Genomic DNA, 26,294 nt, shown 5'->3' with positions numbered 1-26,294 from the left:
AAGCTGCGCCGACGCCCCCTTGAAAGGGCGCGGCAGAGAGATCGTACACCTTCAATCGGGGAGGGGCTTGCTCCCCATAATTCAGCCGGCGTTGGGCTGTGAAGATCCCGTCTTGCCAGGCTCGATGGCGCCGGTGTCCACGCCGCCGCTCAGACCCTTGCCATGTTGACCCTCTTCGGGGGTATGGCCGGGCTTTTGGACCTTCGGATCGTCCTTGGAGGGTTCCGGCAGGTTGGTGGCTTTGTTGCTTTCGGTCATTGGGTGATCCTTCTTCTCATGAGTTCTAATGAGCCAACGGCCGAGGTTTGCCGGCGTTCCTGACCATGCCGCTGTCGCGCCGCTCCTCCTGGTTCCAGTCGATCGCAGCGACCGGATTTACAGGCGGCATCTCGGGATGAGATTTGAGAGCGTGGTTGTAGATCGCACGGAGGCTGCGCATGGCTCCGTTGGCGATATAACGACCGTTTTCTTCGGAGATAAGTTCGTGGCGATCGACCACGAGCGACGGTTGCCGGCCAAGCCGCGCAATTGGCTTGTCGAGCCAATCCGCCATGAGCCGCTCCACATGGTCACGGTAGTTAGCAATAGTGCCGGGGCTCCGATCTTTTCGCTCCAAATGGGCGATCCGGTAACGACCCCAGGCCTTGCGAAGGGTGAGCGCCTGATCCTTGGTTTTGGTCGCTCACCCGGCCGTTGCCCCGCGGCCATAGAGCCCAGAACCGTTTTCGCTTTCGAGCGCGCCGCCTTGGATGTGATCTCGCCGAATTCACCGAGCTTCACGCGCGCGCCGAACTCTCGAACGCCGTCGTGCCAATAGGAGCCTTCGGCCAAGAAGGTCCTCGTGCGCTTCCCGACTCTGACACTAAAGCCCTTCAATTCGGAATCTCGGACCACGTAGCCATCGTCCTTGGCATAAGTCAGCCGGGCGATCAGCCTGTCATCAAGTTGGACGTGTTCGGTGGCCATCGCCGCCCGCCTTCATAAATTTGTATGCGATTTGTATGCGGTAATGCTGCAGGAAAGGCAGCGAGCTCCAACTACGCTAATGCACGCTAGCGTGCGAAATGTTATGTGCAACCAATAGCTTATGTGGATCCAGCGTAAGCTGGAGAAGCGGTTTCAGCCCGTGATTTGATACTACGCTCTTCGGGCGTGGCGGCGGGCGGTATTCCCCCGGCAGTTGAGAGGCGCATGTCCTCAGCTATGGCCCATCGTGGCGAACATGCCGATCGCCGCGATGGCCATCACCGCGGTGGCGATCCAGCCGATGGTGCGCAGGAGCGTGGGCAGGGTGAACTGGCCCATGATATCGCGGCGGCGCGCCAGCAGCAGCATCATCACCATGACCGGCACGGCCACCACCCCGTTGACGACGGCGCTCCAGAACAAGGCTTTGACCGGGTCGAGCGGGGTGAAGTTCAGGCCCGCGCCGATCAGGGTCGCGACCGCCACGACCCCGTAGAACCGCCGGGCTCGGCTGAGCTTGCGCGTGAGCCCCACGTGCCATCCGAAGCTTTCGCCCACGGCGTAGGCGGCCGAACTCGCGAGAACGGGGACGGCGAGCAGCCCGGTTCCAATGATCCCCAGCGCAAACACGAGGAAGACGGCCGGCCCCGCGATGGGTCGCAAAGCCTCCGCGGCTTGGGAGGAGGTCTGGATGTCGGTGACGCCGTGCGCGTGAAGGGTGGCCGCTGTGGTCAGGACGATGAACAACGCGACCGCGTTCGATAGGCCCATGCCCAGATAGGTGTCCCAGCGGATCCGATTGAACTCTTGCGGCGCCTGTTCCGGCGCGCGCTCCAGCGGCTTGGCGCCGTCGCGCTCCTTCACCTCTTCGACCTCTTCCTCCGCCTGCCAGAAAAACAGGTAGGGGCTTATAGTGGTGCCGAGGATCGCGACCACGACCGTCAGATAATCGGACTTCAGCGAGATCTTGGGGACGAAGAGGTGACGGACGACCTGCAGCCACGGCATGTGGACCACGAAGGCGACCCCGACGTAGGCGAACAGCACCAGCGTGAGCCATTTGAGGATCGAGACGTAGCGCGAGTAGCGGACGAACACCTCGAGCAGCACCGAGATCACAGCGAATAGGCCGACATAGATGAGCTGGGGACCGCCGATGACGAGCTTTAGCGCGGCGGCCATGGCGCCGAGGTCCGCGCCGAGATTGATGGTGTTGGCGACGAGCAGCAGGGAGACGATGCTGTAGAGGACCCAGCGTGGATAATGCTTCAGAAGATTGCCGGCGATTCCCCGGCCAGTGACGCGTCCGATCCGGGCGCTGATTTCCTGGATCGCGCACATGAGGGGCCAGCTGAACAGCAGCGTCCAGCCGAGGTCGAAGCCGAACTGCGCGCCGGTCTGGGAGTAGGTCGCGATCCCGCTGGGGTCATCGTCAGACGCGCCGGTGATCAGTCCCGGCCCCAACACCTCCAGCAGAGGCGGTCGCACCGGTTGCTTGATGGCGTCGGGCGGGTTGGGGACGGCGAGCGGCTCGAGGTCGGTCATCAGATCTCCAGCGTGCTGTCCGAACGAGTCGTCTTCCTCGTCGGCATTGAGCAGCTTTGCTCTATCCACTTCTACCGAAATTTCCGGTGGATCGGCGCGGGGAGCGCTTTATCGAATCTCAACTGCCTGATGGGATGAGGTCCTCGGGGGCCATAAGCTTGGTGGCGCCGAGGCAATCAAGGAGCCAGACGTGGCTGAAGACCAATCTCAGGACGCCGTGATCGACTTGACCGCCCACATCGTCAGCGCCTATGTCAGCAACAACGAGGTCCCGGTCGGCGACCTGCCGGGCTTGATCGCCAGCGTCTACAAGAGCTTGGACTCGGCCGGGCAAGCTGCGGTCGCCGAAGTGGCGGACACCAAGCGCACCGCTGCGGAAATCCGTAAAAGCGTAGGGGCGGATCACCTTATCTCGTTCCTGGACGGCCGGCCGTACAAATCCCTGACCCGTCACCTAAACAGCCAAGGGCTTTCACCGCAGGCTTACCGCGAACGCTTCGGCTTGCCGACGGCCTATCCCATGGTCGCCCCGGGCTACTCGGCGCAGCGTTCCGCGTCGGCGAAGAGCTTCGGGTTTGGCGGGAAACGGGCCGCCCCTGTCGATGCGCCAGCGGCTCCCGCGCCGGTAAGCACGCCGCCGGAGAGCGCCGCGCCCAAGGCGGCGAAGCCCGCGCGAAAGCCTGCGGCTCCCCCGGCGGTCGCAAAGGTCTCAGGGGCGAAGACGATCGCTAAAGGGCGCGGCAAGGGGCTAAGCCGTTGAGATCGTCGGCTGATTAGTGGAGGAGGCCCGAGCAGGCCAAAAGGCCAAGGGCGACAGCTGCGAGCGCGCAAGCGATTTCAACCCAGGTTTGACGCTGCGCTTCACGGCATCGCCCATAAGGCGAGCGCGGCGGCGTGTCCATGACTAAGCTTGCCCGACGACGCAGGCGAGTGAGCTCAGACGAGGTCGGCTTGTCAGCGAGTCGCCAAGGTCCGCTCCCGATGACGTGGTCCTTCGGTTCGCGCCAAAAGGACTCCCTCAGATCTCGAACAGGCCACACGGAAGACCACTCCGTCGGCTGGAGGTCATGCGCAAAGTGCGACGGTTTGGCATGTAGCTGAACCAGGCCATCGCTCCTCGGCACCTACGATCAGCGCGGATTCCTTCAGCCCGGTTCATCTGCGATGGACGGGAGAAGGCCGAGGTTCAACACGTGTCATCAAACGGTCGTCGGATTCGCCCAAAGCGCGCTTCCGCTGTCCAATACGAGCGGATTCATGACGACCACTCTACAGATGCCGAGCGTTCTTGGGCTTGAGAACGAGGAACTTGCCGGTCCGCCCCAGGCGCCGGTCGGCCGCGGTCAGCGGATCGCCGCGCTCGACGTGCTGCGGGGGTTCGCCCTGTTGGGAATCCTGGTCCTCAATATCGACGACTTCTCCGGGCCGGAGGCTTTGCACGACATTCCGGTCGGCGTGGCTAAGGCTGCGTTCGTCGGATGGCACGCCCACCTCGACCTCGTCATTCTGACGATCAAATGGCTGTTCTTCGAAGGCAAGATGCGGGCGTTGTTTGCGACGCTCTTCGGCGCCGGTTGCGTGCTTCTGACGGAGCGGATCGAGCGGCGAAAGCCAGAGGCCGCCGCCGATATTTTCCTGCGCCGCAGCTTGTGGCTTTTGCTGTTCGGCCTCATCCACGGGACCCTGATCTGGTCCGGAGACATCCTCTTCGACTACAGCCTGAACGCGCTCCTGTTCCTCTATCCGTTAAGGCACGTGGCCGCGAAGACCCTCATCGGGGTCGGTCTCGCGATCGCCCTGCTTGGCGGCACCTTGGGCATCGCCAATTTCTCCTACGAGCCGTCGACGCTCCATGACAGTCAGCTCCAGGAGCAGGCGATCGCCGCCGTCCATGCCGGCAAACTGCCGACCGCCGAGCAAAAGGCTGCGCTTGTCGCCGCCGCCGCGCGAGAGGCCAAGGAGCGGGCTCAAGTCGCGGATCGGGTGGCGCTCGCGCATAAGGGCTATTGGGCGGTTCTCCCTGTACAGGCCGGTGAATTCGCCGATTTCACCTTCAGCCTCGTCCGGAGCGGCTGGATGGCTGAGGTGAGCGGCATGCTGATCTTCGGCATGGGCCTTTACAAGACCGGCTTCCTATCCGCGCGGAAATCGCCCCGTTTCTACGCCACGACCGCCGCGGTCGGGTACGCCGTTTCGGCGCCGATCGTCCTGATCGGCGTACACCAGGCCAGTCTCACCGGCTTCAGCAACGCGGCCGCGGCCAAATGGATGTTCCTGCCCTACGGATTGCAGCAGATCCCGGCGATGATCGCCAACGCATCGGTCGTTCTGCTGATCGTGAGCAAGGGCTGGCTTCAGCCGCTTCAGCGCGCCCTGGGCGCAGTGGGCCGGACTGCCTTTAGCAACTACATCGGCACCAGTCTGCTTTGCCAATTCCTGTTCACTTGGGGGCCGTGGCATCTCTACGGCACATTGGACTATTACCAACAGATCTATGTCATTCTTGGGGTTTGGGCGCTGAACATCGCCGCGAGCCTGCTCTGGCTGCGGACGTTCGCCTATGGGCCCCTTGAATGGGCTTGGCGGTCCCTGACGTATTGGAAGCTGCAGCCCTTTCGTCTTTCGCGAGCGGTCTGACACCGCGCGGGCGGGCGGACGCGGCCGCCAACATGGCCGGGCTCCGGCCAAAAGACTAGGTCGTGACCGTCGAGGTGGAATATGGATTTCAGGTCGCAGAACCGCGTGCTGGTGGCGGGGGCGGGGATCGCCGGGCTGGCTCTCACGCGGGCCCTGCATCGGCGCGGCGTCCCGGTGCTCGCTCTAGAGCGCCGAGACGGGCCGAGCGACGCCGGGCTGGCCATAAACTTGCCGGGCAACGCGATCCGCGCCCTGACCCGTCTCGGATTAGGCGATGCGCTGTCTACCTGCGGCGTTCCCGTCCGTCGGCGCGAATATCGGACCGAACAGGATCGCGTGTTGTTTGCGGTCGATGAGGATGAATTCTGGGGCCCTGACGCGCGACCGCGCTGCGTCCGCCGCTCGACATTGCTCGGCCTTCTGGAGCTTGGAACGCCGGCCAGCGCCGTGAGACGGGATTGCGAGGTGACGTTGGTTCAGCTGCGCCCGAATGGCGTCGATGTTGGCCTCGCCGACGGTTCGATCGAGATGGGCGGCTTGCTGGTCGGCGCGGATGGCGTGCGCTCGCGGGTGCGGGCGACCATGGGCGGGAAGGCTCCAGCCGCAGCGCAATTGGCGTCCGCGAGCTGGCGGTTCATGGCGCCCAATCCCGGCGTCGACTGCTGGACCCTTTGGGCCGGCGCGCGCAGTATGATCCTGCTCATTCCTGTCGACCGCGGCGAGGTCTACGGGTGGGCTGCGGCGACGAAAGGCCAGACCGGCCTCGACGACGCCAACGCGCTCAATGATTTGTTCCGGGGCTTTCCCGAACGGGTCCGCCGGACGATCGAGACGGTTTTGGCCCGACCCGGCTCCCTGCATCATTCCCCTCTTGAGGAGGTTCGCATCCCCAGCTGGAGCCGCGACCGGGTGATCCTCATGGGCGACGCCGCCCACGCCACGGCGCCCGTATGGGCGCAAGGCGCCGCCCTTGCCCTGGAAGACGCCGTCGTCTTAGCTGATTTGCTGGCCGACCGAACGGATTGGGAAGAGATCGGCCCCGAGTATGAGCAACGCCGGCGGCCGAGGGTCGCCCACGTGCAGGCTATGACCGATCGTATGTCGCGAACGGCCCACTTGCCGATCGTGATGAGAAACGCCCTCATGCAGTTCGTCGGCCCGCGCAGCTATCGGGCGACCTACGCTCCACTTCGGACACCTCAGGCCTGAACACGGTGCTCTGAGCAATAGCTGTCACGCGCGCCGAGGCGAGCCGGCGCGAGCTGCCGGTCTATCAAGTCCGATTGTACATCTAAACGATCTTAGAGGTCTTCGATCGCTTCTTCGGGCGATCCGTCCGTAGCGTAAATCTTCCCACGCCGCTTGGCCGCGCCAACCAGACGCCGCGGCGCGTCTCGCGCGCCCAAAGGACGCCCTTTCAAGAGATCCGCCATGGCGTCAACCTCACGGCATATACGGGCGAGTTTCTGGTCCAGGAACAACTCGAGCTGCTCGGGCCGGTCGAACCTCTTCGGATCGACGGTTCTGGCGTCGACCTCCATCCAGAGCCGAGTGAGCGCCGTGCTGAAAGCCGGGTTTCGGACTTCGTAGTGCGGCACCTCGTTGAGGCAGACGTAGATGACCGTCATGTCGGTTTTCCACGCCGCCAACCTCGCCCTTACAGCTGCGTCGAGATCGGATGGCGCGCTCACGATCATCGAAGCGGCGCACCGATGTGCGTTGGTCTTGTCCTTAGCGTCGATGCCGAGATCGCGGCAGAGCCTCACGAGTGAATCGAAGTCCTCTGATCGTTCGCGCCGGATGCGATCCCGATCGAGATGCGCCGCGAGGACGTACCAAGCCAATAGACTTACCGACACGACGGCTTGAACGACGGCCGTCGTCGTCTGCAGAAAGGCGGCCTGGGCGGTGCTGATTTCAGTCCCGAACATGGCCAGGTCTCAGCAGGACGCGCGACCAGCCCATACGCGGGTCACGGGCCACGGTGGGCGCAGATGTTCTGGTCGGTTCCAGCGTCGTCCGTCCGACCTCACGTCTTGATGAAGGCCAGCAGGTCGGCGTTGATAATCTCCGCATGCGTTGTAGGCATGCCATGCGGAAAATCTTTGTACACTTTCAACGTGCCGTTCTGGAGGAGCTTGGCGGCGAGCGGCCCTGCGTCGGCGAAGGGCACGATCTGGTCGTCCTCGCTGTGCATCACCAGCACCGGGACGGTGATCTGCTTCAGGTCCTCGGTGTGGTCGGTCTCAGAGAAGACTTTGATGCAGTCGTAATGGGCCTTCGTCCCGCCCATCATCCCCTGTCGCCACCAATTGTCGATAATGCCCTGGCTGACCTTTGCGCCAGGCCGATTGAATCCGTAGAACGGGCCTTCGGGGACGTCGCGGTAGAACTGCGTACGGTTCGCCATGGCGCTGCGAAAGCCATCGAAGACCTCAATCGGCGTGCCGCCGGGATTGCTCGCCGATTTCACCATAACGGGCGGGATCGCGCTGATGATCGCGGCTTTGGCGACACGGCCGTTCCCGCCATAGCGCGCCACATAGCGGATCACCTCGCCGCCGCCGGTCGAATGGCCGACGTGGATGGCGTCTTTGAGGTCGAGATGCTCGACCAATGCTGCGCTGTCCGCCGCATAGGTGTCCATGTCGTTCCCCAGATCGGTCTGGGTGGAGCGTCCATGGCCGCGACGGTCGTGCGCGATGACCCGGTATCCCTCGGCGAGGAAGAACAGCATCTGCGCATCCCAATCGTCGGCGCTAAGCGGCCAGCCATGGTGGAACACGATCGGCTGTCCTGTCCCCCAGTCTTTGTAGAAGATTTCCGTACCGTCCTCGGTGATGAAGGTGCTGCTGGCCATGGTTTCGTTCCCCTCGTCCGTGTCGAATGTGGTGTTACGCTGGCCGTGAGCGCGCCGGCGCTTCAGTCAGGCTGCGCGATGCAAACCGAGATGCTCAGCTAAGAAGGCGTAGGTCCGTCCGTTCGCGAGCGCGGCCGCCTCCGCGTTGTAATGCAGCCCGGTGTGGCGCGCGAAGGCGTGGTTCTGGCCCGCATAGCTGTAGACCGTTGCGCTTGGCACGACTGTGAGCGCCGCCTTGATCTGAGCCTGGGCGTCTTTGCTGATAAACTCATCCTCCTCGGCGAGGTGCATTAGCAAGGGCGCGGTGATGCCGGTGGCTTCATCGAGATACCGTTCCGTGTCACCGCCATGATAGGCGACGGCAGCGTCGACGTCGTGGCGGGCGGCGGTGAGGTAGGCCATCAGCCCTCCAAGACAAAAGCCCATCACGCCGACTTTGCCGCCCGCGCCCTCCAGCCGCTTCGCGGCGCGCAGGGTGGCGACGACGTCCCTTACGCCGGTGTCGCGATCGTAGGCGGTGTAGAGGGCGATGCCCTTCTTCCACTCCTCATCCGACCAGGTATTGAGATCGACCCCGCGCTCCTGTCGCCAGAACAGCTCCGGAGCGATCGCAATGAAACCTTGGTCCGCCAGTTCGCGGCAGGTCTGACGAATGTCCGCGTTGACGCCGAACACCTCGTGAAGAACAACGACGGCTGGAGCGGGCGTCTTGGCGGGTCTTGCGACGTAGGCGAGGAATTCCCCGCCTTCCGTTGATATCGTGATCGTCTGGTCCATACTGCCCTCGATCAGCCTTTTGAAGATAGGTTAGGGCGCTAGGTCAGGACCACTAGGGACGGATATGACAAAGGTGGGGGCTCAAACTGTCAAAGCCACGACGCCTCGTCTTGAAGTCGCGCTAGCGCACGACCTTGGCACCGCCAAGGGCGGCTTGTACGGCCTCACTGATCTTTTCACCTACGCATCTGCGTTCGCCGCGAAGCGCCAGGACGCGGATGCGGCGCCTCCCGTCCGCATCACCCACTGGCTGAGCGATGACGAGGCGCAGACGATCCGCTGCAGCTACGACAGCTGCCCAGGGCCGCCCCATGCGCTCAGCGTCGTCATCATTCCGAACAACCACCGAGCGATCGCCGAAGCGGAGCATGAGAGCTCACTGATCGAGTGGCTTCGCGCGAGGCATGCCGAAGGGATCGTCCTCGCCGCGGTCTGCGGCGGCGTCTTCATGCTGGCCAAGACCGGACTTCTGGCCGGCCGCCAGGCGACGACCCATTGGTCGTTTGCCGACGAATTCTCCTCGAGGTTTCCCGACGTCCTCATGGAATCCGACCATATGGTCATCGACTACGGCGACGTCCTGACCGCGGGGGGCGCCATGGCGTGGGCGGATCTCGGACTGCGCTTGACCGAGCGATTCCTCGGAACGGCCGTGATGCACGACACCGCCCATTACATGAACGTTGACCTGCCCGGTCGGGAGCAGCGATTCTACAGTGGCTTCGAGCCGCGAACCAAGCACGGGGACGCCGCCATACTGAAGGTGCAGCAGTGGCTGTCGGCCCAGCGCGATTGTGCGGTCGCAGTCGCCGACAGCGCCCACTACGCCGGCCTGGAGCCCCGCACGTTCCTCCGCCGGTTTGTACAAGCGACGGGCATGCGGCCGACCGAGTATCAGCAACGCCTCCGGATGAGCCGGGCTCGGGAAATGCTCGAGTTCTCGCGATCACCGGTCGACGTGGTTGCGGCAAACGTCGGCTACCACGATGTCCGAGGATTCCGCCGGGTCTTCCACAATATCGTGGGCCTGACGCCCTCGGACTATCGCCGTCGCTTTTCTCGGTTTCGGCGCGGAGCCGGCGAAGACGGCTCCGATAGCGATGGATAGGGCGCAGGACCCCCAGAGCCCGGGTCGCTAGGATAGGGCGCTCAAGAAATCCACGACAAGCTTAGTGGTCGCGAGGGGCTGCTCTTCCATAATCCAATGGCCGCAATCGGCAATGATGGCGTCCTGTACGTCGGTGGCTACGCAGCGCATCACGATCCCCATCATCGGGCCGAACGCCGCCTCGCCGCCAAGAGCCAAGATCGGAATTGAAAGCTTTCCATGCTCCAGGAACGCCTTGCTGTCGATGGCGTCCTGACGGAAGGCTGCGAACTGGGCGAACCCCGCGCGGATGGCGCCTGGCCGAGCGTAGAGCGCTGCGTAGTGCCGGCGCTTTGCCTCGTCGAACCGCGTCGGGTCTTTGGAAAAGTCATTCCAGAAACGGTCCAAGTAAATCCGCTCGCGGCCGGCGACGAGCCGCTCCATATCCCGACCGCCAAACCCGAACTGCCACATCGACGGGTCCTGAGCGATCTGATCCCACGTCCGACGCCCGGCAGCGGCGCGTCGATCGGAGCCCAACTGCGCACGCGGTCAGGGCGCGCGGTCGCGAAGGCGAAGGCGACCATGTTGCCGATGTCGTGGGTGACCAAGTCCGCCTGGCTGACGCCGAAAGCGTCCAACACGTTCGCCACATCTTCGGCTTGAGTCTTCTTGTCGTAGCCGCCCTCCGGCTTCGACGACAGACCGAGGCCCCGCAGGTCCGGCACGATGACCGTGTGATCCTTCACGAGGGTTTCCGCCAGAGGACCCCACATGTCCCCCGTCGTTCCAAACCCGTGCAACATCACGACGGCGGGTCCGCCGCCGCCGGCCCGCACATGGATTGTCACGCCGTTCGTATCGATCCCTCGCGTTTCGAACATGGGCGGAAAGGGGAATATTCCATCGAAATGACTGGGGTCGGGCATGTTCAACTCCGTTGAAGGCCAGTGTCTGCTGCGGGGCGCTGAGCGGAGCGTGCGCCAAGAGTTTTAAAACCACTGTATTAAAACGCAATAGGGATTTTAGGGCGACTGTGTTAAAACCTTTGGGGCCGGCGTTGCCGGGGTGAGGATGGAGTAGAGACGGATGGGCCGCCCGCGAGAATTCGACGAAGACCGGGTGCTCGACGCCGCGACCCAACGCTTTTGGATGAACGGCTACGACGCGACCTCAATTCGCGACCTGGCCGAAGACGCCAAGATCACGAGCGCGAGCCTCTATAATGCCTTTGGCGACAAACGGGCGCTCTATCGCGTTGTGTTGGACCGGTACATCCGGGTTGCGATGTTGAGCTGTGAAGAAATCTTTGACGGCCCAGCTCGGCCCGTCGATGCGATGACGCAATACTTCGACGCCATCATCGAAGAAGCCCTTCAGGATGGATTTTACAAGGGTTGCTTCGTCGTCAACACCGCGATCGATGTCGCGCCACACGACGCCGACTTCAAAAGCGCTGTGATCGCGGTGTTCAACCGGATCGAAAGCTACCTGCGCGACACCATCGCCGCCGGTCAGGCGGACGGAACGATCAAGACGAAACAGCCTGCCGCCGATCTGGCGCGCTTGTTCCTTGGCGCTCTGCTGGGGCTCCGCGTATTGGCGCGGGTCACCCCCGATCGGGAGGTCATGAAGGGGTTGACCCGGCCGCTGTTCGCCCTGCTGCAAACCGCCTAGCCCGACGGCGAGCGGGGACGCCGCTCAAGAAAGAGGCTCCCGGCTACATGCCGAAAAACAACCTCAAAGGCGGCTCGCGCACACCGATCAACGTCGCGCGCTCTGCATCTGACCTGCGTCGTGCGCGCGCTACCGACCGGCGGCGGCCCGGATGTCAGGAGATCCGGCTCTCAGGAGCGCCCAAGAAGACGTCCGCTAGGTCGCAAGATTGTCGCCGTGGGAACGGTAGGGACAGGCGAAGGTTCAGGTTGGACGGGCGACGGCGAGCGCCGCGTCAGCCTGAGGAATTACGATGTCAGCTTCGACGCTAAGAGGGGCTTTGGCCGTTGTCGGCTTTACCGCGCTAGCGCCCATGGCCAGCGCGCAGCCACAGGCCCCCCCCCGAGATTCCCTACGTGTCGGTCCCGCACCCGCTGACGCTTCCGGACGGTATGAATTTCGGAGAGGCCACTGGCGTGTCGGTCAACTCGCAGGGGCACGTCTTCGTCTTCTCGCGGGGCGGCAATACGGGAGGGTCTGCGTTCGCGGCCTCGGAAGCTCAGCTGCTCGAGTTCGGCGCCGACGGACGATTTCTGCGGGAGATCGGGCGCGGCCTCTACGCGTGGTCATTCGCCCACGCCGTCCGCGTCGACCCCCAGGACAACATCTGGGCGACCGACAAAGGCTCGGACACCATCGTCAAATTCACCCCAGACGGCCGGGTCTCCATGGTGTTCGGCCGCAAGCAGGAGGCCGCCGATCCAGGCGGTCCCGATCACAAGGGCGAGCCCTACAAGCCCGCCGTCGATGGCCGCTTCAGACAACCCACGAACGTGGCCTGGGACGCCCAGGGCGACACTTACATTTCGGACGGCTACGTCAACGCCCGCGTGGCTAAGGTCGACCGTAACGGCGACTGGCTGACGAGCTGGGGCAGCCACGGCAGCGCGCCGGGCCAATTCAACAATCCCCATGACATCGCCATAGACGCGCAGGGTCAGGTGTACGTCGCCGACCGGGGAAACCGCCGCATCCAGGTCTTCGACGGGAAGGGTCGGTTTGTGCGCCAGTTCACGATCGATGTTCCGCCGCCACCGAACGCAAAACCGGCCATCGGCCCCGCAGATACCGACGACAGCGCCGCAAAGACCTTTCAGCCAGGGGCGCCTTGGGCGATCTGTATCTCCCCCAGTCAAACCCTCTATGTGGCCGACGCCTTCCCAGGGCGCATCTACCGGCTGAAGCTGGATGGCGCCGTGACCGGCGTCCTCGGCGGAGCCGGAAAGACACTGGGCAAGTTTGGCTGGATTCACGAGATGGCCTGTCCCACGGACACCACCCTATGGGTTGCGGAGATTTTGAACTGGCGCGTGCAGAAGCTGCTCTTGAACGGGCCGACGTAGCGCGGAGCCGACCTGCGGCAGCTCGGCGTTCAACCTCAGCCGTCGCGCAGTCAACCCGCGCATCTCATAGCGCCTATCCGCGAGGGCGTCTGCGCCTCACGGCTGGCGAAGCGCCCTGGCGGCGTTGCTGCGGCCTCGTTCAGAAGGGCTATGTCACCTGACGCCACGGGCAGGGCGCAGCATGTAGCGCGCGCCCTTGCCGTAGCTCGCAAGCTTCCACTCCAGCGCTGGCGTTGTGTCGGCGACGGTGAAACCTTGGCGTCGCCAAAAGTCGGCCGTGCCGTTGACCGCGATGAGCGCGATAACGCCGATCCCCGCGTTGCGGGCCTCCTCGACGACGCGCTCAAGGATCGCCTGCGCCTGGCCCGTCCCGGCTGCGGCGGGATGGATTGCAAGGTCGTGCAGGAAGAGCGCGTCTCTCTGTTCGGGAAGGACCCCAAGGGGCGCATTCAAGGGCGGGATGGTCCCGACCGGCCAGGGATAGGCGATCAGGTAGCCCTTGAGCGCACCAGCCGCGTCTTCCAGCCCGAAACACCAGGAGGGGCTTAGCGCGAGCCGCTCGGCGAAGCAGGCCGGGTCCTCGTAGTGCTGAGGAAAGGCCATTGCCGCGATCCGCGCGACACCTGCCAGATCGCCTTCTCTCAACGGTCGCCATCGAAACCCAATCAAGATCGAACGCCTCCTATACGGCCCGCTACGGCTGTCGCGCGGCATCGCTCCCAGCCCGTCGGCGTTGTTGACCGAAAGGATCAACGCGCCGGCGGAGCCGAGTTGCTCAAGGGGTCTTATGAAAAACGCGCACAAGCATCATCGAGGCGTTCGCTGGTTGCCGTCCGATCCGGAGGTTCACCGGGCGTGGCTCCAGGAGTTGATCAAGGACAGCATCCAGGCCCACCGCCCCTTACATCCTGTCATCGCGCGCTTCGAAGCCTTCATCGAAGGCGATGCCGAGGTCTACATGCTCTTTCACCAAATGTTCGAGCAGGCCTCAAACAAGGCGCCCTACGCGGACGAAGCGGCGGGCGAAGCCCAGGTCCGCGACTACAAGACCCTGCTGCGCCTCTTCGACGTGCTCCTGACTCGGGCGCCGGAGTACAACCGAAGCGGCGTCGTCGGCGTGCCGTTCAACGCCATCCTCGACCGCGCCATGGGGACGCCGGCGGGGTTCGCCGCCTTCCTGAACGCGAAGGTCAACGGTCATCTCAAGGCGATGCTGGACGCGTGGGGGCGGTTCCTGACCTCGCCGGACTCCCGCGCGGTGTTGAACGACGACCCGCACAAGGGCTGGTTCGGCAAGGACGCCCTGCAGGACATGCCTCACTTCGATGAGGACTTCCTCTGCCATCCGACCGCGCCGCATAAGGGTTTCCAGTCGTGGGACGACTTCTTCACCCGCCAGTTTCGGCCGGGTGTCCGGCCGGTCTCATCGCCGAATGACGACGCGATCATCGTCAATCCCTGCGAGGCCGCGCCCTACCGCATCGCCACTGGGATTGCGCGTCGGGATCGTTTCTGGATCAAGGGCCAGCGCTACTCATTGGAGCATATGCTGGCCGGCGACAGCCTTGCGCCGGAGTTCGTCGGCGGGACCGCCTACCAGGCCTATCTGTCCGCTCTCAGCTATCATCGGTGGCACGCCCCGGTGAGCGGGACAGTGGTGAAGGCCTATCTCCAGCCGGGGACCTACTACTCCGAGACGCTGAGCGAAGCGGACGATCCCTCGGGGCCGACGGAGTCCCAGGGCTATCTCGCCGAAATCGCCACGCGGGGCTTGATCTTCATCGAGGCGGATAACCCCGCCATCGGCCTGATGTGCTTCATGCCGGTCGGCATGGGCGATGTCTCCACCTGCGACATCCAGGTCTATGAGGGCCAGCACGTCGGCAAGGGCGACCAGATCGGCATGTTTCACTTCGGGGGCTCGACCATGTGTCTGCTGTTCCGGCCCGGTGTCGAACTCTACTTTGACACCCATGGCCAGGAGCCGAGCTTGCAGGCCTCCAACATCCCGCTCTGCGCGAGACTTGCGACCGTCCGCTGAGGCGGACAAGCGGCGATCCGATCGGGAGGCGTGCATGATCCGAACAGACTCGATGCCCACTGTGTCCGGGGCCGATTTCGACGCCTTGCCGATCGCGCCTGGACTAGAGCCGATGGAGGCCAAGCTAGCGCGAGCCCTGCCGCAGGGAGAAAGCTGGACGTATGAGCCCAAATGGGACGGCTTTCGTTGCCTCGCCTTCCGCCAAGGCGCCGCGGTGCTGCTTCAGGCCAAGTCCGGCAAACCGCTGACGCGGTACTTCCCAGAAGTGGTTGAGCGGCTTCGTTGTCTAAAGCCGGATCGGTTCGTTTTGGACGGCGAGCTGCTGGTGGCGAGCGACAAGGGCTTTGCCTTCGACGCCCTGCAGATGCGGCTGCACCCGGCGGAAAGCCGCATCCGTCGCCTATCGGTCGCCACACCCGCGACGCTCATGCTGTTCGACCTGCTCGCGGCGCCCGGCGGGCGCGACATCTCCGGCGAGCCGCTGGCGGACCGACGCGCAGCCCTGACCAGCTTCGTCGCGACAGCCTCGGAAGCCGCGCTGCAACTTTCGCCGCACACCGAGGACCTTGCCCAGGCCCAGGCGTGGTTGGCCGAAGGCGGTCCATCGGTGGACGGGGTGATGGCCAAGAGGCTGGACGGGGCCTACGCCGCCGGGGAGCGAGCGATGCTCAAGGTCAAGCGCATCCGCACCGCCGACTGCATCGTCGGCGGGTTTCGGTACGGGGAGGGGACGAAGCTGGTGGGCTCCCTGCTGCTAGGGCTCTATCGGGATGGACTGCTGCACCACGTGGGGTTCACCTCGAGCCTGTCGGCGGCGGAACGGCCGGCGCTTACCGAGCGGCTCGAAGCGATGATCGAGCCACCGGGCTTCACCGGAAAGGCCCCCGGCGGCCCGAGCCGGTGGGCAACAGCCCGCTCTGCCCAATGGCGCCCGCTGCGGCCGGAGCTGGTGGTGGAAGTAGCCTTCGACCAGGTCACCGGCGAGCGCTTTCGCCACGGCACGCGCCTGCTTCGCTGGCGGCCGGACAAGGCGGCGCGCCAATGCGGTTTCGAGCAGCTCGCGACCTGACGAGAACCACGGTTAGATCGTCTGGCTCAGCGGCGAACGGGCCTGATGATCGTGGGTGTGTTGGCCAGCCTTAGCGGCGCGGAGGCCTGAGACCGGGGAGGGCGGCGCCTCACCGCTCACCTGAGGCTGGGTCGCCCTACAAAATGTTTGGATTGATCGAGCAAGGCTCGGCAGTTCGGCGGTGGGGCGGATCGTCCAGCCGTCGGCAACAGGCCCGCAATGGGACTGACGACGAGGGCGAGGAGCCGCTTTGGGCCCTCGCGCTTGAGGACTTGACCCATGAGCACCTGAACCTTCGGATGCCCAATCGGGCCGACGACCCTCACAGGGGCGTTCAATTGCAGAACGCGACGCTGCGCCGGCTGGCCGTGAAATTCCAGCGCCAGCCGTTGAGGACCAATGGAGAGCGACCCCTCGCCCTGGGAGACCCCGGCAGCCGTCACGATCGTCAGCCGATCTGGCCGAACCGATCCGTTTGCAATGACGAGGTCAGCGACAGCGCATTGCAGCGGGGTCTTTGCGTCCCGATCCCCGATCGATTGGCCAATCGCGTGCACCAGATCGCCGGCCAGAGCGTCCGCCTTCGACCGGGTGAAGGCGCCGTCATGAAGTTGTACCGCTAGCCGCCCTTGAGCTGCGGACGCCAGCGCCTTCATCGAGGCGCCACGTCCTTCGACGCGCACGGCGGCGTCCAGCGTTCCGGTCAGGCTCTTGCCCATCTGCTTGCTCAGGGACTCGATCCGCAACCCGGTCACCGATCCCGCCAGCGTTACGCGCGCCGCGGGCCGGCTCGTGTCGAGCGTGAGCCAGGCCCGGCCGCGTCCTGCCCGTTCCAAGCTGAAAGCAATGGGCCCGGCGGTCATACGCCCGTCCTTAACCTGGGCGCGGGCCTGGATGTCGCGCGCGGCGACCGCCGCCCCGGCCAGGTTCCCGATCTTGAGGGCGACGTCCATATTCGCCGCCTTCAATCCATCCAACCGCAAGGGGCGTTCGGTCAGCAGGGGGCCAGGTCGAGACCTGGGCGCGGCGCCGGACTGGGACCGGCTGATCGCATGCGGCGGCCTGGGCTCGATCAAGGCGCGCGCGTCCTCCAGATACAGTGTTCCGAAACGCAGGTTCAGCTGGATGTTCCGACGCCCCGAAACATGGTCGGATAGAATCTCGCCGGCGGCGTCGCTCCGTCCCAGCTTCGCCCGGATGTGGGTGACGTGGATCCGTGGCCCATCCCGTTCGACATGCGCCGTGACGTCGTAGGGCGTGGAATTGGGCGTGTGCAGGTTGAAGAGATAGCTCAGGTCGGCGAGGTTGGGTCCGAAGACGTGCGCCTGCACATCGAGCGTACTGAAATCGAACGGACGGATGCTGGATCCGTCGAGCTCGACGAGGGTCGCCCCATCGACCAGTCGGGCGATCAGCGGATACGGCTTCGCCACCGGCCGCCGGTTCAGCCCTGCACCCTGGGCGACGAGTGTGAGCGGGGAGCCCTTGTCCACGCCGTCACCGCTCACCCGGAAGGGATAGGCTACGGTCGGATCGCCGCTGTGGGAAAAGCGCACCTTCAGCACGACCTGACGTTCCGGATCGTCAAATTGCGCGGAGCCCGCAGCGATCGAAAGGCTCCGGGTCTTGGACAGAAATCGCCCGGGGCCGCCCGCGCCGATCCGGTAGTTGTTCCGGTTATGCGACAGGCGCACGAGATGCAGCACCGGTGTCTGAAGCATCAGATCCGTCGGTCTGAGCTGTCCCTCGAGAAGAGGAAGGATCTGCAGCCTCGCCCAGAGCCGCGGCGTTCGCAGCAGGTCGGCCGGACTGATCGCCGGTGGGCTGCCGATCACGAGATCGGAAACGCTCAGGGTCGGATGAAGCCCTGGAAAGCGCACCTCAAGGTGGGAAAATTGAATGCTGCGGCCGAGTTTCTGGCGTAGGGCGCGTTGGATCGCCCGATCGAACAGGCCATGGTTCAAGCCTGTGACGACAACGGGCAGCCCAGCCAGCACCATGACCACGGCCGCCGCCGCCACCACGCTTGTCACGACACAGAGTCTTCTCAGGCGTATCATCGACTAGACAGGCCCCGTTTCACTCTAAAGTCGCGGATAAGACCTTCCGAAATGACCGGTGCGGGACATTGACAGGCGCGTGCCGGGGTCGAGCAGTGGCATGACTATCTTTGGCGTCTCCCAGTGTTGATCCACGAGCACGAAGCTAAGCGCCGGCAACGTTGATTGTTCCGTCGAAATTCGGAGCCAACGCCGCACTATTGGGCGATGGGCAGTTTCCGAGCGCGAAGGGTTCGATTCACCGCAAACACGGCCAGCGCCCAGACTGTCCCAAGGCACCACCCCGCCAGCACATCCGATGGCCAGTGAACGCCAAGGTAGATCCGACTTATCCCAATCAGCAGCACGAGCAGACCGGCGAAGCTCATCAGGAAGATCCGGGTCGAGCGACGCCGCTGCGTCTCGGCGAGCATCGCCCCAATGGTGAGATAGATGGCCGCCGAGATCATGGCGTGCCCGCTTGGAAAACTGGCGTTCGACACGGCGGCGAGATGCGGCACGAGTTCGGGGCGCGGTCGGTGGAGCAGCGACTTCAAGCTCGCGTTGAGGATGGATGCCCCCAAGATCGAGGCCGCCAACCAGGCCGCTTCGGCGCGCTGGCGAATCTGCAGCATGAACAGCAGGCACGCCGCGCCAAGCAGCCACTGAAGCGTGAAGCCGCCAAGCGCGCTTAGGTCGATCGCAGACTGGAGCAGCCAGGCCGGCCCGATCGGCTGGTTCAGATGGCCCGGCCTGCGCAGAGCGAGGAGGATCTCGTGGTCTAGCCGAAACGATCCGCCGTGAGCCAAGGCGTCTATCAGCCCGACCACGAGTCCAAGCGCGCCGAGGGCCATGATCACGAGCAGCGGCCAAAGCCAGCGGGCTGCACGCATACTGACGGGGGGCGGCGATCGCGTGTGCTCGGCGGTGATTGGCGTCATGCGTCCTTGGCGTTCGGTAGGGCTCTCGTCCATCTCACCTCCCCCCTCTGCGGCGTCTAACCGGCGGCTACGATCCTGGAAGAATCCCCTGGTCACGATCGGCCGGCGTCGGCGCATGTATCGTCTCGCAAATCTGCCGGAGCGCGGGCTTCAACCCCTCCTCGTAGGTCGGGTGGTAGAACGGGAGGTCGAGGATCTCCGTCGCCGTGCGGCCCTCCTGGATCGACCAGGCGATCAGATGGGCGGTGTGCTCCACCCCCGGTCCGACCATGGATGCGCCGGTCAGCCGTCCATCGGCGACATCGGCGTAGACATGCACCAGGCCCGCGTTGCGGGCAGTCATCTTCGCCCGGCCCTGGTCTTCGTAGGAGGCGGCACCGACGACCTGGTTGCCATCAGCCGGCTGTCTTTTCGCGCCGATGACCGCCAGCGGCGGATCGGTGAACATGATCGCCAGAGGCGTTGTGCGCCTCCCGGGCGTCACCTTGGGAAACGACGCGGCATTGTGCCCAGCGATCGTGCCCTCCTCCGACGCGACGTGCAGCACCGGCTGGTCGTGGGCGGCGTCGCCGGCGATGAAGATCGAGGAGCCGTCACATTGTAGCGTGGCGGGATCGAAGCACGGGCTCCCGTGCGCATCGAGGGTGACGCCCGTGCGAGTTAGCTCGAGCCCCTCGATCCGGGGCGGACGGCCGGCGGCGACAAGGATCCGGTCGAATCGATGTTCGCCGGGCGCGTCGCCCGCCCACGCCAATTGAACGCCACCTTCGGCCAAGCTTGCCGAAAGCGCGACGCCAAGATGGATCGGAAACTCACGCTCCAGAATGCGCCTTAGATCCTTGGCGACCTCAGGGTCGGACAGGACGGCGAGCGTCTCGGATTGATCGAACACCTGGACCTCGACCCCTAGTCGCGCGAGCGCCTGGGCGAGTTCGAGGCCGAGCGGCCCCGCTCCGACGACCCCGACGGATTGGGGCAGGGTCTCCAGATCGAACAGAGTGTCATTGGTGAGCACATGGGACTTCACCGCGTCGAACGCCTCGGGCTCGCTCGGCGCAGCCCCAGTGGCGATCACCACGGCGCGAGCGCTCACCCGGCGGCCTTCGCCGATATCCAAGGTCGTCCGGTCAATGAAGCGGGCTCGCCCGGTCAGCGCGACCCCCTCGGGCAGCGCCCTGAAAGACTGCTTCACGCTCTCCACGAAACCGTCACGCTCACGGCGCAGCCGCGCCATCACCGCCGCACCGTCGATCAACGGGCCGCGCGCCTCGATACCGAACACCTCGGCTTGTCGAACGGCGTGGGCGGCGTCGGCGGCGGCGATCAGCAGCTTGGAGGGCATGCACCCCACCGTGGTGCAGGTGGTTCCGGAAAAACCGTCATCGATCAGATGGGTCGACGCGCCGGATCGACGCGCGCTCCGTTCGGCGGCGAGGCCAGCCGTTCCAGCGCCGATGATTGCGACGTCGCAGGATAGGTCAGGCACGGTCTTGTTGCTCCGGCGCGCGCTGGAGCCGGCGCGATCAAGGCTGAACCTTCACGACGCGGTCTCGTTCCGCTTTGAGATTCGCACAGCGCCGGCGACCCAATGATCACGCTTCACCACCTGAACTTCTCCCGCTCAAGCCGAGTGCTATGGTTGCTGGAGGAGCTGGGCCTCAAGTACAATCTCGTCAAGTATGAGCGAAATGAACGGTTTCGCGCGCCGCCCGAACTGGCCAAGGTCCATCCGCTCGGCAAGGCGCCAGTCATTCAGGATGGCGATCTGATCCTCGCCGAGTCCGCGGTGATCCTCAACTACATCAACGCCAAATACGGCGAGGGTCGGCTTGCGCCTGCACCTGGAACGCGCGAGCACGACCTCCATGAGGAGTGGCTTCAATACGTCGAGAGCTCGGCGGCCTTTCCGATCATGCTGAAGTTGATCGGCGGGATGACGGGCGGTCTGACGGAAGGTCTGGACCGTTTTACCGGCCCATCCATCAGCAAGACCCTCGACTACGTCGCGGCTGGGGTCGGGCAGGGGCCCTATCTCCTCGGAGAAATCTTCAGTCTCGCCGACATCCAGTTCTCATATTTGCTCGAGATGGCGGCGCACGGTGGCCTGCTGGCGAAGTATCCGGCTCTCACAACCTATCTTGAGCAGCTGAAATCGCGACCGGCCTTCGTCAGGGCGGTTGAGATCGGCGGCCCAATGACGCCTCCCAAGGCCTAGCGCCGTCAGATCAATCATCACGCACCGCGCTGACGCAAAAGAGCGGCGCCCTGGGCGCCGCTCCTCTCACACTCGGCGGCGGACCCATGAGGTCGCGCCGCAGCGTACACCTGGACTTAAGCCACCGCCTCGGATCCGCCGGTCGCCGAATAGACCTCGCCGGTGACGTAGCTGCCGTCCTGCGAGGCCAGCAAAACGAAGATCGGCGCCAGCTCCACCGGCTGACCGGGACGGCCAAACGACGACTCTTCGCCGAACTTTTGGATCATGTCCTGGGTTTGGCCGCCGCTGGGCTGAAGCGCCGTCCAGAACGGACCCGGCGCCACCACGTTGGCGCGCACACCCTTCTTGATCATCTGCTTGGACAGGCCTTGGTGAAGGCCACGATGCCGGCCTTGGTGGTCGCGCGCCGGCCTGACCGGCTCGCCCGACGAGAGCGGGGCCCGGCGACGAGAGAAGGGTCTGGCCAAGTCCGGCAACCCGCGGGTGCGCCGCGGTCTGATCCAGTTGGCCTGGCGGTTCCTGATGTTCCAAAAGGCAGCGCCCTGGCGGCTTGGTATCGCTTTCGAACCGAGGCGGCGCCGACCGGGCGCAAGAAGATGATTGTCGCCCTGGCCCGCAAGCTACTGATCGCCTTCTGGAGCTGCCGAACGTCGTTGAGGACGCGGGCAAGCGAACCGCCAAGGCCGCGTTGAAGACGCTCAAACGGACTTGGCCGGAGCGGTACACCTGGGAGACCAAAGAACATCGCGGTTTTCAGGAGCGGCTAGAGACCCGCTGGGGCGAGCCTCTAAACTCGCTGCGCATGATGCTCGCGATCTCGCGGGAGCTAGGTGGCGAGGTCTACCAGCGCAACAAGCGTTCCAAGGCCAAGCGTAACTGGCACAAGCTGTACGTCCTCTCGCAACTCCATGTGCGGGCCTGCCAGGTCACTGCCGAAATCCTTTCCTTGCTTGAGAACGGATACGCAGACGGTGCTATGGCCAGATGGCGGACGCTCTACGAAATTGGCGTAGTGGCGACCCTGATCGGCGACCACGACGACGAGCTTGCCGAGCGGTATCTGGCCCATGAATTCGTAGAGGCGGGAAACAGCCTCAAGCTCTACGCACAGAACTATGAGGAGCTGGGCTACGCGCCGCCCTTGAGGCCGGAGGCCGCCTATGTCGAACAGCTCTGCGCGGCAGCAGTGGCGTAGTACGGGCCTGAGTTCGAGCGTGGCTATGGCTGGGCGGCGAAGCACCTTGGTCACAAGAACCCGACATTCGTGGAGCTACAGCAGGCCGCCGGGCGCTCGAAGATGCGGTCGCACTACAAGCTAGCCAGTCACAACGTCCACGCTGGCGTCAAGGGGATTACGTTCGAACACGGATCGCTGAACGATCCCCGACGGCTCGTTGCCGGGGCGAGTAATGCCGGTCTTCACGAGCCAGGTCAGAACACCGCGATCACTCTGGCGCAGATCACCATGTTGCTGCTCGTAGAGCGGCCCCAGCTCGATGAGTCGGTGGCGATGCGGATTTTGATGACGCTGCAGGATGAGACGGTGAAGTCCTTCATCAAGGTGAGCCGCCAGCTCAGCCGCGAAGAGCGCGAGCAGCGTGAGGGGAAGGGGAGGCCAAAGTCAGGCAAGGAGGCAGACTGTTCGGCCTCAAAGCCTGCCAAAAGGCCCAATAGCTTGGCCCGTCGTGGATACCGATCTCACCGTTTGGTTGATCTTTCGAAGAAGTGGGACGCGCCATTCGGTGCCAGTCCGGAACGGCTCCCTAGTGGGGGCGGCAGCGGACCTTCCGAAGGTCAGCTAAGAGCCACCCCGAGCCGCTCGCACCGTCGATGTGAATGACCGGTTCCGCAAACTGACGTTCCAAAAGCCGCCGGACAGCTGTCGGCCAGTTGCAGTCGTTCGTCTCGGGCTAGAGGATGTTCGAGACCCATCGTCCTGGCATCTTCGCGCGGGGCGGCTCCTTTGACCTTCGACGCTGCGTGGTCGGCCGCTTCAGCTCAGGGGGATGCGCGGCGCTTCGGCGACCGCAGCAGCGGCCGGTCGGCCGCCAGATCGTTGCGGATCGTTGTCGCCGCGACGCCAGCTTCGCCGCAAGCGTGGCTGATTTGATCCAGGCCGATCACCACATCGCCTGCCGCGAAGAGGCCCGGTTGAGAGGTCCGCTGGTGCGCATCGACCTTGATGCAGCCCTCCGCCGTCAAATCGGCCTTCAGGGCCGCCGCGAGCGCGGAATGCACGTCCGAGCCGAGCGCGGGGTAAACCGCGTCGAAACAGACGCTGCCCTCTGCGCAGTCGAACGCCAGCCCGGCCTCGGTCAGCCGGAAGTTAGCAACCGGCCCGTCGACAACGGCGACGCCGATCGACTCCAACTGCTGACGCTGGACGCTATCCAGATCGTGGCGATCCGCGTTGGCGATCAGCGTCACATCGGCCGTGTAGGCCCGCAGAAACGCCGCCTCCCGAACGCCGTGATCGCCCGACCCGATCACCGCAACCCTCTGATCGGTGACCTCGAACCCATCGCAGACGGGACAGTATCGCAGGCGCCCCGCGTGGAGCGCCGCATGGTGAATCTCCGCCGGCATTTCTGGTCGCCGGTTGGTGACGCCGGTGGCGAGGAGAACGGTCTTGGCGGCGACAGCCGCATCGTCATATTCGGCGGTGAAGTAGCGCTCTCCTCCACCCACGCGATCCACCCGACCACGTTCAATATGCGCCCCATACGCTTCGGCTTGCCGCCGCATCCGATGCAGAAGCTCCGGCCCTGAAACGCCGTCCGGGAATCCCGGCACGTTGCGGCTGCAAGGAATCAATCCGGCCCGACTGGCGCCCGCATCGACCACCGTGACGCGTAGATGAAACCGCGCCAGGTAGATCGCTGCGGTGAGGCCGGCAGGCCCGCCGCCGATAATGAGGCAGTCCAGGATCTCGGTCACGGCTCACCTCTGCTCTTGGCGTTGGGGCGCGACTAGCGCTTCTCGTCATTTGGCTTGCGCTCCGTCCCGTCGAGCCTCAGCTTCGCGGCCAGGATCAAGGCCGAGAGACAGAGGCTGACGAGATTGGAGCCGATCAGCGGCCAGCTTTTCAGGAAGGCGCCGTAGAGCGCCCACAACGAAAACCCCACCACTGTCACCACGTACATCTGCAGCGAAACGGCGGAGGCGTCCCGCTCGCGGATCACCTTGACCAGCTGCGGCAGGAAGCTCGCCATCGAGCAACATGCCGCTGCGACGCCAAGCCCGTCGACCAAGAGCGCCTGCGCCATACCGGTCTAGGGAACGAGCCGCACGGTCGGCTCGCGCGCCCAGATCCGCCCTTCGGCGGCTGCCGCGATGAAGTCGGCCGGTGCGTTCGTTTCCAGCGAAATCAACCCCGCATCGCTGTCCGGATTGGCGTCCGATATGCCGGCCTTCACCAGCAGCGGCGCCGCGCTCGGCAGATAGGCGATCACCTTCAGGTGGCCGTAGGCGTCCCGCAGGAAGTTCACCGCCTCAGCCTGAAGCGCCAGCTTTGCGCCGCCCTGGGGTGAGGGGATGATCGCCACCGCGTCAAATAGGACCGAAGGGCCGCCCTCTACCTTATGGTCAGCGGGGATGTCCTCGCCACTCGCGGTGATCACCCCGCCTACGGTCGGCGCGATCAGTTCGAACTTGGCGCCGGCCTTCAGCGCCGCCGCCTTCAGCGCAGTGATCAGCTCGCCGTCCGCCCCGTCGGTGACCAGACAGCCGATCTTGCGGCCTTCCAACGTGGGTTTGGCCTTGGCGAGGATGCTGAGCATGGGGGAGGGGTCCATCGCCTTGGCCGGCACCGGCGCGTCCGCGGGGACGATTTCCCCACGCAGGCCTAGGCCGACCGCGACCCGCTCGGCGAGCGTTTCGTCGATGTGGACCAGCCGCGCCAGGACGGCTTGGCGCACGCGCGGCTCGACGCATTTGCTGAGCTCGAACACCAAGGCCGAGACGATGTGGTTCTGCTCCGGCACGGTCTGGCTGGCGAAGAACACCCGCGCCTGGGTGAAGTGATCGGCGAAGGTCTCGGGCCTGACCCGCAGCTGCTCGCCGGCCTCTTCGGCCGGGAAGGTGCGATAGCCCGTCTCGGCCGACTCATGGGCGATGTCGGGACCAAGCGTCGAGGGCTCGTAGTTCACCTGGCCCTTGGGCACGCCCATCTGCATGTGGCCGTCCCGCTGCAGATTGTGGAACGGGCACTTGGGTTGGTTGATCGGGATCTGGTGGAAGTTGGGTCCGCCCAGGCGTTTCAGCTGGGTGTCCTGGTAGGAGAACAGGCGCCCCTGCAGCAGCGGGTCGTTGGTGAAGTCGATGCCCGGCACCACGTGGGCGGTGCAATAGGCCACCTGCTCGGTCTCGGCGAAGAAGTTGTCCGGGTTGCGGTCGAGCACCATCCGCCCGACCACGCGTAGCGGGATGATCTCCTCGGGGATCAATTTGGTCGCATCCAGGACGTCGAAATCGAAGCTGTCGGCCTGCTCCTGGGTGAAGGTTTGCAGACAGAACTCCCATTCGGGAAAGTCGCCGCTGTCGATGGCGTCCCAAAGGTCGCGGCGGTGGAAATCCGGATCGGCGCCGTTGATTTTCAGCGCCTCGTCCCAGACCACCGACTGAGCGCCAAGCTTGGGGCGCCAGTGGAACTTGACGAAGGTGGACTGGCCTTTGGCGTTCACCAACCGGAAGGTGTGGACCCCGAACCCCTCCATCATCCGATAGCTCCGCGGGATGGTCCGGTCGGACATGATCCACATGATCATGTGCATGCTCTCGGGCGTCAGGGAGATGTAATCCCAGAAGGTGTCGTGGGCGGTCTGCGCCTGCGGAAACTCCCGATCGGGGTCCTGCTTAGCGGCGTGGATCAGGTCGGGGAATTTGATGGCGTCCTGGATGAAGAAGACCGGGATGTTGTTGCCGACCAGATCGAAGTTACCTTCCTGGGTGTAGAACTTCACCGCGAACCCGCGCACGTCGCGCGCCAGGTCGGCCGAGCCCTTGTTGCCGGCGACGGTGGAAAAGCGGGTGAAGACTGGGATCTTTTCGCCCGGC

The 26,294-nt window shown here is 64.6% G+C and carries 27 protein-coding genes and 2 pseudogenes; 12 read left to right on the top strand and 17 right to left on the bottom strand.

Annotated elements, in window-relative coordinates; translation table 11 throughout:
- Positions 1-81: 81 nt before the first annotated feature.
- From GSQ87_RS13405 to GSQ87_RS13395, 4 genes and pseudogenes are all read right to left on the bottom strand, one after another.
- Positions 82-258, bottom strand: a complete 177-nt coding sequence (locus GSQ87_RS13405) for a hypothetical protein (protein WP_158915902.1) — start codon at positions 256-258, stop codon at positions 82-84.
- Positions 259-283: 25 nt separating this feature from the next.
- On the bottom strand, positions 284-553 hold the full coding sequence (locus tag GSQ87_RS22775; RefSeq protein ID WP_254062952.1) for a hypothetical protein: 270 nt from the start codon (positions 551-553) through the stop codon (positions 284-286).
- A gap of 137 nt (positions 554-690) precedes the next feature.
- Positions 691-966 (bottom strand): annotated as a pseudogene (locus GSQ87_RS23150) (integrase arm-type DNA-binding domain-containing protein); the annotation flags it as partial.
- A gap of 231 nt (positions 967-1,197) precedes the next feature.
- On the bottom strand, positions 1,198-2,511 hold the full coding sequence (locus tag GSQ87_RS13395) for an NRAMP family divalent metal transporter (RefSeq protein WP_158915901.1): 1,314 nt from the start codon (positions 2,509-2,511) through the stop codon (positions 1,198-1,200).
- Positions 2,512-2,728: 217 nt separating this feature from the next.
- Between GSQ87_RS13395 and GSQ87_RS13390 the strand changes: the two genes are divergently transcribed.
- From GSQ87_RS13390 to GSQ87_RS13380, 3 genes are all read left to right on the top strand, one after another.
- The gene (locus GSQ87_RS13390) at positions 2,729-3,271 is read left to right on the top strand and encodes a MucR family transcriptional regulator (protein WP_216839443.1); all 543 of its coding nucleotides are present in this window, start codon (positions 2,729-2,731) and stop codon (positions 3,269-3,271) included.
- Positions 3,272-3,768: 497 nt separating this feature from the next.
- Positions 3,769-5,148, top strand: a complete 1,380-nt coding sequence (locus GSQ87_RS13385; protein WP_158915899.1) for a DUF418 domain-containing protein — start codon at positions 3,769-3,771, stop codon at positions 5,146-5,148.
- Between the two features lie 81 nt (positions 5,149-5,229).
- Positions 5,230-6,357, top strand: coding sequence for an NAD(P)/FAD-dependent oxidoreductase (locus GSQ87_RS13380; protein WP_158915898.1), 1,128 nt, complete (start codon positions 5,230-5,232; stop codon positions 6,355-6,357).
- Positions 6,358-6,449: 92 nt separating this feature from the next.
- Here the strand turns inward: GSQ87_RS13380 and GSQ87_RS13375 are convergent, their stop codons facing one another.
- From GSQ87_RS13375 to GSQ87_RS13365, 3 genes are all read right to left on the bottom strand, one after another.
- Complete coding sequence (locus GSQ87_RS13375) at positions 6,450-7,079, bottom strand: hypothetical protein (RefSeq protein WP_158915897.1); 630 nt, start codon at positions 7,077-7,079, stop codon at positions 6,450-6,452.
- Between the two features lie 98 nt (positions 7,080-7,177).
- Positions 7,178-8,008 carry an alpha/beta fold hydrolase gene (locus tag GSQ87_RS13370; RefSeq protein ID WP_158915896.1) on the bottom strand — a complete coding sequence of 277 codons (831 nt, stop codon included), beginning with the start codon at positions 8,006-8,008 and terminating at the stop codon, positions 7,178-7,180.
- 66 nt (positions 8,009-8,074) lie between these two features.
- On the bottom strand, positions 8,075-8,785 hold the full coding sequence (locus GSQ87_RS13365; RefSeq protein WP_158915895.1) for a dienelactone hydrolase family protein: 711 nt from the start codon (positions 8,783-8,785) through the stop codon (positions 8,075-8,077).
- Positions 8,786-8,849: 64 nt separating this feature from the next.
- Between GSQ87_RS13365 and GSQ87_RS13360 the strand changes: the two genes are divergently transcribed.
- Entirely contained in the window at positions 8,850-9,893 is a 1,044-nt protein-coding gene (locus tag GSQ87_RS13360) for a GlxA family transcriptional regulator (RefSeq protein WP_158915894.1), read from the top strand.
- A 161-nt stretch (positions 9,894-10,054) separates the two neighbouring features.
- Here the strand turns inward: GSQ87_RS13360 and GSQ87_RS23145 are convergent, their stop codons facing one another.
- Positions 10,055-10,648 carry an alpha/beta hydrolase gene (locus GSQ87_RS23145; RefSeq protein ID WP_371416700.1) on the bottom strand — a complete coding sequence of 198 codons (594 nt, stop codon included), beginning with the start codon at positions 10,646-10,648 and terminating at the stop codon, positions 10,055-10,057.
- Positions 10,649-10,961: 313 nt separating this feature from the next.
- Between GSQ87_RS23145 and GSQ87_RS13350 the strand changes: the two genes are divergently transcribed.
- On the top strand, positions 10,962-11,549 hold the full coding sequence (locus GSQ87_RS13350) for a TetR/AcrR family transcriptional regulator (protein ID WP_158915893.1): 588 nt from the start codon (positions 10,962-10,964) through the stop codon (positions 11,547-11,549).
- A 395-nt stretch (positions 11,550-11,944) separates the two neighbouring features.
- A complete protein-coding gene (locus GSQ87_RS13345) occupies positions 11,945-12,931 on the top strand; it encodes a peptidyl-alpha-hydroxyglycine alpha-amidating lyase family protein (RefSeq protein ID WP_216839302.1) in 987 nt (328 codons plus the stop codon).
- Between the two features lie 153 nt (positions 12,932-13,084).
- On the opposite strand, the gene GSQ87_RS13340 is transcribed toward GSQ87_RS13345, so the two are convergent.
- The gene (locus tag GSQ87_RS13340) at positions 13,085-13,735 is read right to left on the bottom strand and encodes a GNAT family N-acetyltransferase (protein ID WP_254062950.1); all 651 of its coding nucleotides are present in this window, start codon (positions 13,733-13,735) and stop codon (positions 13,085-13,087) included.
- 22 nt (positions 13,736-13,757) lie between these two features.
- Between GSQ87_RS13340 and GSQ87_RS13335 the strand changes: the two genes are divergently transcribed.
- Together GSQ87_RS13335 and GSQ87_RS13330 are read left to right on the top strand one after the other, a co-directional pair.
- A complete protein-coding gene (locus GSQ87_RS13335) occupies positions 13,758-14,972 on the top strand; it encodes a phosphatidylserine decarboxylase family protein (protein ID WP_216839300.1) in 1,215 nt (404 codons plus the stop codon).
- A gap of 34 nt (positions 14,973-15,006) precedes the next feature.
- The gene (locus tag GSQ87_RS13330; protein WP_254062949.1) at positions 15,007-16,041 is read left to right on the top strand and encodes an ATP-dependent DNA ligase; all 1,035 of its coding nucleotides are present in this window, start codon (positions 15,007-15,009) and stop codon (positions 16,039-16,041) included.
- Positions 16,042-16,157: 116 nt separating this feature from the next.
- Here GSQ87_RS13330 and GSQ87_RS13325 read toward each other — a convergent pair whose 3' ends face one another.
- The 3 genes from GSQ87_RS13325 to GSQ87_RS13315 form a co-directional block, all read right to left on the bottom strand.
- A complete protein-coding gene (locus GSQ87_RS13325) occupies positions 16,158-18,074 on the bottom strand; it encodes an AsmA family protein (RefSeq protein ID WP_158915891.1) in 1,917 nt (638 codons plus the stop codon).
- A 224-nt stretch (positions 18,075-18,298) separates the two neighbouring features.
- Positions 18,299-19,054 carry a phosphatase PAP2 family protein gene (locus tag GSQ87_RS13320; protein ID WP_216839298.1) on the bottom strand — a complete coding sequence of 252 codons (756 nt, stop codon included), beginning with the start codon at positions 19,052-19,054 and terminating at the stop codon, positions 18,299-18,301.
- 34 nt (positions 19,055-19,088) lie between these two features.
- Positions 19,089-20,507, bottom strand: coding sequence for a dihydrolipoyl dehydrogenase (locus tag GSQ87_RS13315; protein WP_158915890.1), 1,419 nt, complete (start codon positions 20,505-20,507; stop codon positions 19,089-19,091).
- Positions 20,508-20,609: 102 nt separating this feature from the next.
- Here GSQ87_RS13315 and GSQ87_RS13310 point away from each other — a divergent pair, with 102 nt between their 5' ends.
- A complete protein-coding gene (locus GSQ87_RS13310; RefSeq protein ID WP_158915889.1) occupies positions 20,610-21,236 on the top strand; it encodes a glutathione S-transferase family protein in 627 nt (208 codons plus the stop codon).
- 116 nt (positions 21,237-21,352) lie between these two features.
- On the opposite strand, the gene GSQ87_RS22340 is transcribed toward GSQ87_RS13310, so the two are convergent.
- Positions 21,353-21,706, bottom strand: coding sequence for an SDR family oxidoreductase (locus GSQ87_RS22340; RefSeq protein ID WP_305764189.1), 354 nt, complete (start codon positions 21,704-21,706; stop codon positions 21,353-21,355).
- Between GSQ87_RS22340 and GSQ87_RS23140 the strand changes: the two genes are divergently transcribed.
- The 3 genes from GSQ87_RS23140 (at position 21,651) to GSQ87_RS13295 (ending at position 23,079) form a co-directional block, all read left to right on the top strand.
- The gene (locus GSQ87_RS23140) at positions 21,651-21,839 is read left to right on the top strand and encodes a transposase (RefSeq protein ID WP_216839440.1); all 189 of its coding nucleotides are present in this window, start codon (positions 21,651-21,653) and stop codon (positions 21,837-21,839) included. The genes GSQ87_RS22340 and GSQ87_RS23140 overlap by 56 nt on opposite strands.
- Positions 21,790-22,434, top strand: a complete 645-nt coding sequence (locus GSQ87_RS22520) for a DUF5677 domain-containing protein (RefSeq protein ID WP_216839296.1) — start codon at positions 21,790-21,792, stop codon at positions 22,432-22,434. Before GSQ87_RS23140 ends, GSQ87_RS22520 begins: the two co-directional genes overlap by 50 nt.
- Before the next feature lie 102 nt (positions 22,435-22,536).
- Positions 22,537-23,079, top strand: coding sequence for a hypothetical protein (locus GSQ87_RS13295; protein WP_158915887.1), 543 nt, complete (start codon positions 22,537-22,539; stop codon positions 23,077-23,079).
- Between the two features lie 158 nt (positions 23,080-23,237).
- On the opposite strand, the gene GSQ87_RS13290 is transcribed toward GSQ87_RS13295, so the two are convergent.
- The 4 genes and pseudogenes from GSQ87_RS13290 to GSQ87_RS23130 form a co-directional block, all read right to left on the bottom strand.
- A complete protein-coding gene (locus GSQ87_RS13290; protein WP_216839293.1) occupies positions 23,238-24,176 on the bottom strand; it encodes an NAD(P)/FAD-dependent oxidoreductase in 939 nt (312 codons plus the stop codon).
- A 32-nt stretch (positions 24,177-24,208) separates the two neighbouring features.
- The gene (locus GSQ87_RS13285) at positions 24,209-24,505 is read right to left on the bottom strand and encodes a SemiSWEET family sugar transporter (protein ID WP_158915886.1); all 297 of its coding nucleotides are present in this window, start codon (positions 24,503-24,505) and stop codon (positions 24,209-24,211) included.
- A 6-nt stretch (positions 24,506-24,511) separates the two neighbouring features.
- Complete coding sequence (locus tag GSQ87_RS23135) at positions 24,512-25,408, bottom strand: catalase-related domain-containing protein (RefSeq protein ID WP_371416699.1); 897 nt, start codon at positions 25,406-25,408, stop codon at positions 24,512-24,514.
- A gap of 15 nt (positions 25,409-25,423) precedes the next feature.
- Positions 25,424-26,294: pseudogene (locus tag GSQ87_RS23130) on the bottom strand (catalase); the annotation flags it as partial.

The organism is Caulobacter sp. S45, from assembly GCF_009765965.1.
Taxonomy (GTDB): Bacteria; Pseudomonadota; Alphaproteobacteria; order Caulobacterales; family Caulobacteraceae; genus CAHJWH01.
This window is presented reverse-complemented; position numbering and strand designations above follow the sequence as displayed.

Bases quoted from the DNA above. Each gene is read 5' to 3' on its own strand.
- GSQ87_RS13350 (WP_158915893.1), top strand. From the start codon at position 10,962: ATGGGCCGCCCGCGAGAATTCGACGAAGACCGGGTGCTCGACGCCGCG.
- GSQ87_RS13395 (WP_158915901.1), bottom strand. From the start codon at position 2,511: ATGACCGACCTCGAGCCGCTCGCCGTCCCCAACCCGCCCGACGCCATC.
- GSQ87_RS13330 (WP_254062949.1), top strand. From the start codon at position 15,007: ATGATCCGAACAGACTCGATGCCCACTGTGTCCGGGGCCGATTTCGAC.
- GSQ87_RS13320 (WP_216839298.1), bottom strand. From the start codon at position 19,054: ATGGACGAGAGCCCTACCGAACGCCAAGGACGCATGACGCCAATCACC.
- GSQ87_RS13365 (WP_158915895.1), bottom strand. From the start codon at position 8,785: ATGGACCAGACGATCACGATATCAACGGAAGGCGGGGAATTCCTCGCC.
- GSQ87_RS13310 (WP_158915889.1), top strand. From the start codon at position 20,610: ATGATCACGCTTCACCACCTGAACTTCTCCCGCTCAAGCCGAGTGCTA.
- GSQ87_RS13360 (WP_158915894.1), top strand. From the start codon at position 8,850: ATGACAAAGGTGGGGGCTCAAACTGTCAAAGCCACGACGCCTCGTCTT.
- GSQ87_RS13370 (WP_158915896.1), bottom strand. From the start codon at position 8,008: ATGGCCAGCAGCACCTTCATCACCGAGGACGGTACGGAAATCTTCTAC.
- GSQ87_RS13385 (WP_158915899.1), top strand. From the start codon at position 3,769: ATGACGACCACTCTACAGATGCCGAGCGTTCTTGGGCTTGAGAACGAG.
- GSQ87_RS13405 (WP_158915902.1), bottom strand. From the start codon at position 258: ATGACCGAAAGCAACAAAGCCACCAACCTGCCGGAACCCTCCAAGGAC.
- GSQ87_RS13285 (WP_158915886.1), bottom strand. From the start codon at position 24,505: ATGGCGCAGGCGCTCTTGGTCGACGGGCTTGGCGTCGCAGCGGCATGT.
- GSQ87_RS13380 (WP_158915898.1), top strand. From the start codon at position 5,230: ATGGATTTCAGGTCGCAGAACCGCGTGCTGGTGGCGGGGGCGGGGATC.
- GSQ87_RS23135 (WP_371416699.1), bottom strand. From the start codon at position 25,408: ATGGGCGTGCCCAAGGGCCAGGTGAACTACGAGCCCTCGACGCTTGGT.
- GSQ87_RS13295 (WP_158915887.1), top strand. From the start codon at position 22,537: ATGCGGTCGCACTACAAGCTAGCCAGTCACAACGTCCACGCTGGCGTC.
- GSQ87_RS22775 (WP_254062952.1), bottom strand. From the start codon at position 553: ATGGCGGATTGGCTCGACAAGCCAATTGCGCGGCTTGGCCGGCAACCG.
- GSQ87_RS23145 (WP_371416700.1), bottom strand. From the start codon at position 10,648: ATGTGGGGTCCTCTGGCGGAAACCCTCGTGAAGGATCACACGGTCATC.
- GSQ87_RS13375 (WP_158915897.1), bottom strand. From the start codon at position 7,079: ATGTTCGGGACTGAAATCAGCACCGCCCAGGCCGCCTTTCTGCAGACG.